The 11,622-nt window shown below is 56.5% G+C and carries 9 protein-coding genes; 8 read left to right on the top strand and 1 reads right to left on the bottom strand.

Going from position 1 to position 11,622, the window contains the following annotated elements:
* Positions 1-27: 27 nt before the first annotated feature.
* The 6 genes from H7F31_RS05600 to H7F31_RS05625 all read left to right on the top strand — a co-directional run bounded on the left by H7F31_RS05600 (position 28) and on the right by H7F31_RS05625 (position 6,431).
* Positions 28-2,556: a U32 family peptidase gene (locus H7F31_RS05600; protein WP_187103369.1), complete on the top strand. Its 2,529-nt coding sequence runs from the start codon at positions 28-30 to the stop codon at positions 2,554-2,556.
* A 293-nt stretch (positions 2,557-2,849) separates the two neighbouring features.
* Positions 2,850-3,434 carry an RNA polymerase sigma factor gene (locus H7F31_RS05605; RefSeq protein ID WP_187103370.1) on the top strand — a complete coding sequence of 195 codons (585 nt, stop codon included), beginning with the start codon at positions 2,850-2,852 and terminating at the stop codon, positions 3,432-3,434.
* Positions 3,412-3,750 carry a hypothetical protein gene (locus H7F31_RS05610; RefSeq protein ID WP_187103371.1) on the top strand — a complete coding sequence of 113 codons (339 nt, stop codon included), beginning with the start codon at positions 3,412-3,414 and terminating at the stop codon, positions 3,748-3,750. Before H7F31_RS05605 ends, H7F31_RS05610 begins: the two co-directional genes overlap by 23 nt.
* A complete protein-coding gene (locus H7F31_RS05615) occupies positions 3,750-5,234 on the top strand; it encodes a carboxypeptidase-like regulatory domain-containing protein (RefSeq protein ID WP_187103372.1) in 1,485 nt (494 codons plus the stop codon). The genes H7F31_RS05610 and H7F31_RS05615 overlap by 1 nt, the downstream gene beginning before the upstream one ends.
* Before the next feature lie 70 nt (positions 5,235-5,304).
* Positions 5,305-5,997 carry a heptaprenylglyceryl phosphate synthase gene (locus tag H7F31_RS05620; protein ID WP_187103373.1) on the top strand — a complete coding sequence of 231 codons (693 nt, stop codon included), beginning with the start codon at positions 5,305-5,307 and terminating at the stop codon, positions 5,995-5,997.
* Positions 5,998-6,074: 77 nt separating this feature from the next.
* Entirely contained in the window at positions 6,075-6,431 is a 357-nt protein-coding gene (locus H7F31_RS05625) for a DUF4183 domain-containing protein (protein WP_187103374.1), read from the top strand.
* Positions 6,432-6,511: 80 nt separating this feature from the next.
* Here H7F31_RS05625 and H7F31_RS05630 read toward each other — a convergent pair whose 3' ends face one another.
* A complete protein-coding gene (locus tag H7F31_RS05630) occupies positions 6,512-6,883 on the bottom strand; it encodes a hypothetical protein (protein WP_087569377.1) in 372 nt (123 codons plus the stop codon).
* A gap of 186 nt (positions 6,884-7,069) precedes the next feature.
* Between H7F31_RS05630 and pcrA the strand changes: the two genes are divergently transcribed.
* Positions 7,070-9,472: a DNA helicase PcrA gene (gene pcrA, locus H7F31_RS05635; protein ID WP_187103375.1), complete on the top strand. Its 2,403-nt coding sequence runs from the start codon at positions 7,070-7,072 to the stop codon at positions 9,470-9,472.
* Positions 9,473-9,541: 69 nt separating this feature from the next.
* A complete protein-coding gene (ligA, locus tag H7F31_RS05640; RefSeq protein ID WP_187105225.1) occupies positions 9,542-11,536 on the top strand; it encodes an NAD-dependent DNA ligase LigA in 1,995 nt (664 codons plus the stop codon).
* Positions 11,537-11,622 lie beyond the last annotated feature (86 nt).

The raw sequence follows: 11,622 nt of genomic DNA on the forward strand, positions 1-11,622 counted from the left end.
GGCCGCGCCGAGAGGAATTTGGTACACATGTTGACAACGCAATTAACAAGATCGGATATAGAACTTCTGGCTCCGGCCGGCGATTGGGAATGCATGCGGGCGGCGGTAGCGAACGGAGCCGACGCGATCTTTTTCGGCGTGGAGAAGTTTAACGCGCGTGCCCGCGCCAACAACTTTCGCAGCGAGGAGCTGCCAGAGATTATGGCCTTTCTCCATACGTATGGGGTGAAGGGTTTCCTTACCTTTAACATCCTTGTGTTCGAGGATGAGCTTAGAGATGCGCAGAAGCTGATTGAGATGTGTATCGACGCAGGCGTGGATGCGGTTATCGTGCAGGATTTGGGACTCGTCAAGCTCATTCGCGAGCTTTCGCCGGACTTTCCGATTCACGGCTCGACGCAGATGACAATCACTTCGCCAGAGGCGGTGGAATTTACGAAGCCGTTTGATCTGGAGCGAGTGGTGCTGGGTCGGGAGAACAACTTGAAGCAGATCAAAAAAATCGGCGAACAGGCCAAGCTGCCGATGGAAGTATTCGTGCACGGAGCGCTCTGCGTATCTTACTCCGGACAGTGCCTGACTTCGGAGATGTGGGGCGGTCGCTCCGCGAACCGTGGCGAATGCGCGCAGGCGTGCCGCTTGCCCTACGATCTCATGGTGGATGGAGAGCATAAGCCGATGGGCGATATCGCCTACCTGCTGTCGCCGAAGGATCTTGCGGCAATCGATCTCGTGCCTGAGCTGATCGAGGCGGGCGTTACATCGTTCAAGATTGAGGGCCGCCTCAAGAGTCCGGAATATGTAGCCAACGTCGTCAGCAAATATCGCAAGGCGATCGACAACTACTTCGACGGCAATATGGAGAAACCGTCCAAGGAGGACGTTCGAGAGCTGCAGCAAAGCTTCTCGCGCGGATTCACGCATGGCTTCCTTGACGGCACGAACAACAAGCAGCTCGTCGAAGGGACATTTCCTAAGAGCCGCGGCGTATATCTTGGACGCGTAGAACGGATCATGCGAGACGCGGTGACGGTTCGTCTGGAAGCTCCGCTCAAGCGCGGCGACGGCATCGTATTCGATGCCGGGGATCCCACGAAGAAGGAAGAAGGCGGGCGCGTTTACGACGTCAGGCGCCAGGGCGTAAAGCTGGAGGCGGAAGCTGCCGAAGGAACGCTTATCGAGATCGTGCCGGGACGCAACGACGTAGATTTGCGCAAGGTTCATGTGGGGGATCGGGTCTGGAAGACCAGCGATCCCGCGCTCGACAAGCGGCTGCGCGCCACGTTCGAGACGGATAAGCCGTATCGCGTTTTCCCGCTGCACGTGCGCGTAACGGGGGCGCTTGGCGAGCCGCTTCGCACGTTCTGGACGGATGTACAGAAGGGAACGACCGTTGAAGTTGCCTCCGAGCTTATGCTGGAGCAAGCGCAGAAGCGTCCTATGGATGCGGCGCTGCTCGAGGATCAATTGGGCCGGCTGGGCGGAACGGTCTTTCAACTGGACGAGCTGGAGGTTTATCTGCAGGGAGACCTGATCGTGCCGGTGCGTGAGCTCAACCGGATGCGCCGCGAAGCGGTGGAGCTTCTGGCGGGAGAACGGCCGAAGCCTCCGGTATACGTCAAGCATACGGTTGATACGTTCTCCGACGCGGCCAGCAACGGCGCGGCGCGGCGGGATGCCGTTCGCAGCGGCAAGGCGGCCAAGCTGACGGCGTTGTGTCGCAGCCTGGAGCAAGTGGAAGCGGCGATTGAAGCGGATATCTCTTACATTTATGCCGACTTCGAATTCATTAAGCAGTTCCCGGCTGCGGTGGAAGCTGCTCGCCGCGCGGGCGTGCCAATCGCGCTCGCGACTCCGCGTATTCATATGCCTGGGGAGAACGGCTATCATGCCAATATTCTGAAGCTGAAGCCGGACGCTGTCCTTGTACGCAACACGGGCGCTCTCTATTACTATTTGAAGGCGAAGATGGAGCGTCCGGACGCTCCGTTCCCTAAGCTGATCGGCGATTTCTCGCTGAACGTGGCGAATCACAAAGCCGTGAACCTGTTCGCGGAAGCGGGCGTCGATCTCATCACGCCTTCTTATGACCTCAACATCCAGCAGATGGTCGACCTGTTGGAGCGTTCAGACACGTCGAAGCTGGAGGTCGTCATCCATCAGCATCTGCCGATGTTCCATACGGAGCATTGCGTTTATTGCACCTTCATGAGCGAAGGCACGGACTTCACGAATTGCGGACGTCCATGCGAGGAGCATCGCGCTTCCTTGCAGGACCGGATCGGCATGTCCCACCCCGTTCGCGTCGACGAAGGCTGCCGCAACACGGTGTACAACGCCATCGAGCAGTCCGGCGCGGAGTACATCCGCAACTTCCTGGAGCTAGGCGTGGACCACTTCCGCGTAGAGTTCCTCGAAGAGACGGGCGACAAAGTCGGAGAGGTGCTCTCGCTCTACCGCGATGCGCTGGACGGCCGCATAAGCGGCACGCAGGTATGGCGCAGCCTGAAAGCAACAAATCAGTTGGGAGTGACGCGCGGACAGTTGGTGAAATAGACGCAATGATACGGGGCTGTCCCAAAATGTTCGAATGATAGGAAACGTTCCAATTTTTACGTAAAAGGACCTCGAATTCCACTGTAAAGTGGGGAATGAGGTCCTTTTTCTCTGAAAAAACCGACTTGACGCAGGGCTTGAATAATCACAAATTGGCCTATTCCATGCAACCTGAAGGCATGTTGACCGCATCGTATACTGTAGAGAGGTGCGGCAGGCGATATTTATCCTGCTTAATGATTAATGAGTTGAAGAATTAACGCATGTAACGGATCGGTAAGGCAGGTGACAGGATGGACGGGGAACGGCAGTGGATCGGGCAGTTAAAGAGAGGCGACGAGGCCGCATTGGCATGGGTGATGGAGCGTTACGGCAACGATGTGCTTCGAACGGCTTCATTGCTGCTGAAAGACCGACACTTGGCGGAAGATGTAAGCCAAGAGACCTTTCTGACCGCATTCCGGAAAGCGGGTCAATATCGGGGAGACGGTTCCTTGAAGGGCTGGCTGCTCCGGATTGCCATCAATTTATGTAGAAGCAGGATGAGGCGAGCGCCATGGCAACGGCTATTTTTGCGGGAACGAATGGATCTGGAGCAAGATGCCGATGACCGGTCAGAGTCCTCTGGCAACGAGGAGCCTGGTTCCGCGAATTGGCTTAACAAAATGACCTTGCGTGAGGAAATCGGAAGATTGCCGATGCTCTATCGGGAAGTTATCGTCCTTTATTATTTTCATGAGATGCAAATTGCAGAGATTGCAGATGTATTGCAAGAGACGGAGGGTACTGTAAAGAGCAAGCTGCATAGGGCAAGGAAAAAGCTGAAGCAGCAATTGGAAGAAGGAGGCTGGGAGTATGAATCAAGCTGGGGAGGATAAGAAGCTCCAAGAGCAGCTTCGCGAGGAGATGGAACCGGTGTTGTTCAGCGAGGAGATGCATGCGGCTGTTCTGAGGCGCGCCCATGCGAAGAGTCCACCTTGGTGGAATCGGGAAATCCGGATTCCGGCGCCAGTTGCCGCAGCTGTGGTTCTTCTCCTTGTCGCAATACCCCTGTATGGCTGGCAGCAGGCCCACTCCATGCAAGCGAATATGGCGGCGGATACGTTAGGGAAGGGTGCTGAGCAAGAAGAACGGATCATAGTATCGACCGCTGGCGTATTTTATGCTTCGCAATTGGAAGGGGAGGATCGTTAATGCGGCTAAGGGTAAGAACGCTGGCGGGTATGCTGGTGACGCTGCTGCTACTAGGGTGGTTCGGATATAAAGAGCTTCCGTCTTTTTTGTACCATCAGGGTTATTATCAGGCGTTGTTGCAATGGTTCCCGAACGATAACTACGCGAGGCCCGCAATTAATCGACTTGCCATGGACATTACGAATCAGACGGGCAGAGGCGAAAGCGATTATATTTTTGTCAAATCATCCGGGGGCGCATCATCCAGCGGTACTGGCAATACGAAGCTTGGCCTTCAGGAGCGTGCCGACGTGATCGATAAGCTGGAGAAGCTGCTCGCAAGGTATGGACATACGGAGCAGATGACGAATGTTTCCTACAATCTGGCTTTGATGCATTTTTGGATGGGCAACTGGGACCGGGCAGAGAGCTTGCTGCACGAGATCGACAGGATGGGAGGCGAGGAGTGGATATCCAGGGAGGAGCAGAAGGCGTATCTGGCTATTCTGGAGTCGAGACATGCGCAAAAAGGGGAGGCGTCTTTGGAAGGCGTTGTCCGTATTGGCGATGAGCCTGTTCCAAATGCATTCGTCATGCTGCAGAGAACCGATGATTCTACGTATTATTCGCCTCCGCTAACCCATTACCCGGCGACGATGACAGATGAAAACGGACGGTATCGGTTTTATGGGATAGATTCCGGCGAATACGATGTAGCGGTTGGGGTACGGACGGAGCAAATTAGCGGTTATTATATGACGGAGTCCGAGTCGAAGTCGGTTGTTATTGACGGTATGGCCACAGCTGGGCATGATGTGCTATTCGTGCCGCAAGTGATCGCGGTATCCCCGGGGCGCAAGGAGCTCATTCAAGGAGATGAACTGCGGCTTCGGTGGAAGCCTTATGAGGGAGCGGAATATTACAAGCTCAACATCTCCTATCTGCACCGTGATCGGAACGGCAAGTACACAGGCTCTACGACAACCGCGTTATCGGATCATAAATATACCGGTCAAGAAGCCGTGTTTTCCATTCGCGAGCGTAATCGCGACTATAATATGTATGGAAAGAGCTACGGGCAAGATGGAGAGGTGACGCTAAATACGGCCGGACTGCTGGGCATGCTCTATCCGGGAGGGGAGTTCGCGTGGTCGGTTGACGCTTACGACGAGCATGACCGCAAGCTGTCGAGCTCTGCGGGATACTTCCTGCATGAAGACGCCATTACGCCGATCTTTCGAGTGGAGGACAATGGGGTGTCGGAGGGAGACCGTCTCGTTATCGCCGCGCGGTATGAGGAAGCGATCGCGGCATACACGCTGGAAGGGGACAATGACCATGCGCTTCGCGTGTTGGCGAGATTAGCGGATCAAGGCATTGGCAAGGAAGATGGCAATCCTGCAGAAGCGCTTGCCTATATGGAACGCATTCAAGAGCCGGGGGAGTCGGATAAGGAATTTATAAATATGCTGCGCGAACGCATTGAGAAGAAGAAGCGGGTTTGACAGACACCACGCCCTGACTTAGCATAGAGAAATACGGCTGTAATGTACAAGAAGCGGGGCGTGCAAATAGATGAAAGAAGAATGGTTTGGAAAGTGGCGGCACACCTTCAAGCTTGATCCCGACAAGACGATTTCGGATGAAGCTCTCGACGCGATCTGCACATCGGGCACAGATGCAATTATAATCGGAGGTTCTAGCGGTGTTACCTTTGAGAATACCGTTGATTTAATGTCGCGCGTTCGCCGTTATGAGTTGGATTGCGCGTTGGAGGTATCCACCATGGATGGAGCGGTTCCGGGGTTTGACGGTTATTTCGTGCCCATCGTGCTTAATACGGATCGCTCGGAGTGGATACTCGGCAACCAAATCGAAGGGTTGAAGGAGTACGGAACGTTTGTGCCGTGGGAGGAGACTGCGGCGCAGGGCTATATTATATTGAACGAGGACGCTACCGCCGCCAAGCTGACGGGCGCCAAGACGGAGCTTGCGGCTGATGAGCTGATTGCACATATCCGCATGGGGGTACAGTTGATGAGATTGCCCCTCATCTATATCGAATACAGCGGCCGATTCGGAGACATGGAGCTGCTGAGAAGCGCGCGTCAGGCGATCGGCCCGGCCCAATTATTTTACGGCGGCGGAATCGATAGTTCTGAGAAAGCGCGCCTGGCAGGAGAGCATGCGCATACGGTCGTTGTGGGAAATATTGTGTACAGCGATCTGGCTGCAGCTTTGTCGACGGTGGCGGCGGTGTATAAATAGGCCGTTGGAGGCGTCCCTGAGGCATCGGTCCGACTATAATAGAATAGTAGTCAACGAGGCTGGTCAGGAGTGAGAAGATGAAAGCGGTCATCGCAAGCTGCGCGAGGGGGCGGAAGGGCAAGCTTTCGGATCTCAAGAGCGGGGGCAAGTGCAAGCAAGGGAGGAAGAGGCGCCTGCTGTCGGCGCATCCTTATTATTATTACGCCTTGGGAGACGGGGAACGGAGAATGTTCACGCCACGCGAGGCCATGCCGGGATATGTCAGCCGCATCCCCGATCCGACCCGCGTCTCGTTAACGAACGTATTCGTAGACGGCATGCTGCAATCGCCGGAAGTATATGCGGTGTACCCCGGCGTGCTTCTTTTCGTGTCGGATCAGCCGCCGCCCGAGGGCTCGCGCATTATTGCCCAATTTATCGTCATTAAAGGTTAATGCAACAAAGAACAACACCCTGCAGCCCGTGAGCTGAAGGGTGTTGTTTGTTTTGCCAGGCCTCGATAGAGGATTTCTCGTCAGGAATACGTCGTCACAACCTGGAAAATCGTAAATACGACGCGCGCCTCGGAAGGAATCGTAGCTGCCGTTGCGGAAGTCAGCTCCAGCACAGCATCGGTAACGCTTGTGACCAAGCCTTCTTCCTGCAATTGTCCGTCTACGATTAACTGGTAGGCGTATTCTGTGCCAGCCGGGGGCGTGCTTATATCGACGGCGAAGGTCGTAACCGTCGCGCCCGTATCGTCCAGCCATGTTTCGACTGCGGGACCGATGTCGGTCGCCGTGGCAGCAGGCAAGCTGATGCCGCCGACAGGGGCGATCATGAAGTAGTTCAGAACGTCGTAGGCGACCGCTACCGTGAATGCGCGGGGGAGAATCAAGCTAGCCATAATAATCACCTCCTCTACTCACTAATAGATGCTAGAGTCCACTCTATTGAAACGGACATTCGCGTGCGTCCGGATGCCCGGATTCATAGGGCTTCCTTCCTTTCAAAAAAGTGCAAATTGACAGTATGGGATGCGTTGTCTAAACTGAGAATAGGCGAACAAAATGGCGAACAAAGGAGTACAATCATGTTTAATTCCATCGGCATCGAACAGGCGGTGCAGAAGCTGAATCCGCCGCAGCGCGAAGCGGTTCTCGCGACCGACGGCCCATTGCTCATCATGGCCGGAGCGGGCAGCGGCAAGACGAGGGTGCTGACGCACCGCATCGCTTATTTGATCGAGAAAAAAAGAGTAGCGCCGTGGAGCATTCTGGCGATTACGTTCACAAATAAAGCGGCAAGGGAAATGCAGGAGCGGGTCGGTGCGCTGGTCGGTCCATCGGGCAGGGATATTTGGGTATCGACGTTCCACTCCATGTGCGTGCGTATTTTGCGCAAGGATATTGACCGGATCGGCTTTACGTCCAACTTCTCCATTCTGGACTCATCGGACCAATTGTCCGTTATCCGCAACTGCATGAAGGATCTTAATATCGATACGAAGAAGGTCGAGCCGAAGGCCGTTCAAGCCTCGATTGGCAACGCGAAGAACGAGCTGGTGACGCCGGAGCAGCTGGAACGGAAAATCGGGGACTACTTCGACGAAATCGTGGCCAAAGTATACGCGATGTACCAGAAGCGGCTGCGGAGCAACAACTCCCTGGATTTCGACGATCTCATCATGATGACGATCCGGCTATTCAAGGAAATGCCGGAGGTGCTGGAATTTTACCAGAACAAGTTCCGGTACATTCACGTCGACGAGTATCAGGATACGAACCGGGCGCAATACATGCTCTGCCGCATGTTGGCGGACAAGCATCACAACATCTGCGTGGTAGGCGACAGCGACCAGTCCATCTACCGTTGGCGCGGCGCGGACATCACGAACATTCTCAATTTCGAAGGCGACTATCCCGAAGCCCGGACGATTATGCTGGAGCAGAACTATCGTTCGACGGGCAATATTCTGGACGCGGCGAACGCGGTGATCAACCTCAATACGGGCCGGAAGCCGAAAAAGCTGTGGACGGAGCAGGGGCCCGGCGATTTGATCTCGCTCTACCAGGCGGACTCGGAGCATGACGAAGGATATTACGTAACGGGCGAGATTCGCAAAAACGTCAACAAAGGACGTCGCTTCTCCAATCATGCCATCCTTTATCGGACGAACGCCCAGTCCCGGGTGATCGAGGAAATTCTGATCAAGTCGGACATTCCTTATCAGATCGTCGGCGGGATTAAGTTCTACGACCGAAAGGAAATTAAGGACTTGCTGGCCTATCTGCGCCTTATGTCCAATCCGGACGACGATATCAGCCTGACGCGCATCATTAACGTGCCGAAGCGGGGTATTGGAGACACGACGGTGGGCAAGCTGGAAGAAGAGGCCGCTCGGCGCGGCGTGTCGATATACCGGGTGCTTGGCGATCTCGGCGACGTCGAGGTAAACGGCCGGACGAGGGCGCTGCTGGGCGAGTTCTACGGACTTATCTATAATTTGACTGCAATGGTCGATTATTTGACGGTGACGGAGCTGACGGAGAAGGTGCTGGAGCTGTCCCAGTACAAGATAGAGCTTCAACGCGAAAATACGCTGGAATCTAAAGCTCGCATCGAGAATATCGAAGAGTTCCTTTCCGTTACGATGGACTTCGAGGAACGCAACGAAGACAAGTCGCTTGTCGCGTTCCTGACCGACCTGGCGCTGATCGCGGACATCGACTCCATGGGCAAGGATGCGGAAGAAGAGAAGAAGGACGACGACGCCGTCGTGCTCATGACGATGCATAGCGCCAAGGGACTGGAGTTCCCGATCGTGTTTATCATCGGCATGGAGGAGACCGTCTTCCCGCATAGCCGTGCGCTCATCGACAACGAGGAGCTCGAGGAGGAACGCCGTCTCGCATACGTAGGCATTACGCGAGCCGAGCAGCGGCTCTATCTGACCTGCGCCCGCATGAGGACGCTGTTCGGCCGCACGAACATGAACATGCCTTCGCGCTTCTTGGGCGAAATCCCGGACAACCTGAAGCAAGGCGCGTCCACCGCCATCGGAGGCAGCGGCGGTAGCGGCGGCTTCGGCGGCGGAGGCGGCTACGCCCGCACGCCTGGACGAATCGGCGGCGGCGCTTCGCCAGCCGCCGCTGCAGGAACGCGCTCCCCCGGCTTCGGCGCGGGGAGCGGCAGGGCCGCCGCGGGCGGAAGCGGCGGAGGTGGCGGCGTGCGCGTCACCACCTCGCTGGATGCCGCCCGCGCGGCCAAAAACGCGGCGGCAGCCGGCGGCGCCTCTGCCGCTGCAAGCTCCGCCTCCGCAGGCGGCGGCGGAGACTTCGCGGCCGGCGACCGCGTCGCCCACGGCAAGTGGGGCGAGGGCACCGTCGTTGCCGTCAAGGGGACGGGCAACGATATGGAGCTGCAAGTCGCGTTCCCGGCGCCGGTCGGCATCAAGCGGCTGCTTGCGGGTTTCGCGCCGATCAAGAAGGTATAGCCCGGATACAAGGAAGATCAGTTCGCCAATTTGGAGGAGGTTCGGCTCGTGAACGTTGGTTCGGCACGGATGCAAGAGCTTGTCGCGCTCATTGCAGAGCATAATTATCAATATTATACATTGGACAATCCCGTCATTAATGACGCGGATTACGACAAGCTGTACGATGAGCTGGTTGCGCTGGAGGCAGCGGAAGGTTTCGTGCTGCCCGAATCGCCGACGCTTCGCGTGGGCGGCGAGCTGCTCAAGGGTTTTGATCCGCACCGCCACCGTGCCCGCTTATGGAGTCTTGACAAGGCGCAGGACAACGAGGATCTGCTTTCCTGGCATGCTCGCGTACAGAAGGCCGTAGCGGACTATAACGCAAAAAATCCGAATGTCGAGCCGTTGCCGCAGCCAAGCTACGTCATCGAGCTGAAATTCGACGGTTTGACGCTGAACCTGACCTACGAGAACGGCAGCTTGGTGCAGGCATCTACGCGAGGCAACGGCACGGTAGGCGAGGGCATTCTGCCGCAGGTGCGGACGATCCGTTCCATTCCGCTTCACATTCCGTTCAAGGAAGGCATCCTGGAGGTGCAGGGCGAGGGTATCATGGGGCTGTCCGTGCTTGCCAAATATAACGAAACCGCGGCCGAGCCGCTCAAAAATGCGCGCAACGCCGCAGCCGGGGCACTTCGCAACCTTAATCCCGCGGTGACGGCGGAGCGGAAGCTGGACGCTTTTATCTATAATATCGGCTACGCGGAGGGCGTGTCCTTTAAGGATCATCTGGAGCTGCAGCAGTTCCTTATCGCCAATCGTTTTAAGGTGAATCCGTACGTGAAGTACGTTAGCACGATCGAAGAGGTTCAGGCGGAGCTTGCCGCAATCGCGGAGAGACGACTCACGTTCGACTTCCTGATCGACGGAGCGGTCGTAAAGCTGACGGATATGCGGACGCGAGAGGCGCTCGGTTATACGGACAAGTTCCCGCGTTGGGCCGTTGCGTTCAAGTTCGAAGCGGAGGAGACGACGACGATTCTCGAATCGGTGTCCTGGGAAGTAGGCCGTACTGGCAAAATCACGCCGGTTGCCCGGGTCGAAGCCGTCGAGCTGGCAGGCGTGACGGTGCAGAACTGTACGCTCAACAATATCGGCGATATCGAACGCAAAAATTTGAAAAACGCCTTGGGCACGCTTGTATCCATTCGCCGCTCCAACGACGTCATTCCGGAGATTCTGGGCAAAGCGGACGATGAGCCCGGCGGGGAAATCGTGTTCCCGATCGTTTGTCCGTCCTGCGGGACGGAGCTGGAGCAGCGCGGCGCGCATCTGTTCTGCAACAACAACCTGGGCTGCCGTCCGCAGATTATCGGCCGCATCACGCATTTCGCGTCGCGCGACGCCATGGATATCGAGTCGTTTAGCATCATGACGGCGGAGCAGCTGTACGCGGATTGCGAGGTACGCGACCCAGCGGATCTGTATGCGCTTTGTTTCGACGATCTCATCAAGCTGGAGCGGTTCGGAGAGAAGAAGGCGCTCAAGCTGCTGGAGGCGCTGGAGAAGTCGAAGAGCCGCGATTTGGCGGCGTTCCTGTTCGCGCTTGGCATCCCCAATACGGGCAAAGCCACGACCAAAATGCTCGCCGACCATTACCGTAGCCTGGACGCTATTATGGCTGCGACAGCGGACGAACTTGTAGGGCTGCCGGACATCGGCGGCATCGTGGCGGAGAGCATCGTCGGCTTCTTCGGCAATCCGATCTATGCGGAGAGCATCGCCAGATTGCGCGAATATGGCGTTAAGGCCGAGGCGGAGCAGCCACCGGTCGTTCGCGCCGACAGCGTGTTCAGCGGCAAGACGGTCGTGCTGACCGGCACCTTGCCTACGATGACGAGGGATGAGGCAGCTCGGAGGCTGGAGGCGTGTGGTGCAAAGATATCCGGCAGCGTCTCAAAGAAAACGGATTTCGTAGTTGCGGGTGACAGCGCGGGCAGCAAGCTGACCAAGGCGCGCGACCTTGGCGTAACCGTCATTGATGATGAGGCGGAGCTGCTGCGTTTGCTGGGTGACGAATAGGGAAAGTGCCGCATGGAACTCGAAAAGGCCGCTTCACCATGCGTAGGCGTTAACAACGCTTCTGGCTTCTGGTACTCAAAAAGCAG

Origin of the sequence: Paenibacillus sp. PAMC21692 (assembly GCF_014303795.1) — a bacterium.
Taxonomy (GTDB): domain Bacteria; phylum Bacillota; class Bacilli; order Paenibacillales; family Paenibacillaceae; genus Pristimantibacillus; species Pristimantibacillus agaridevorans.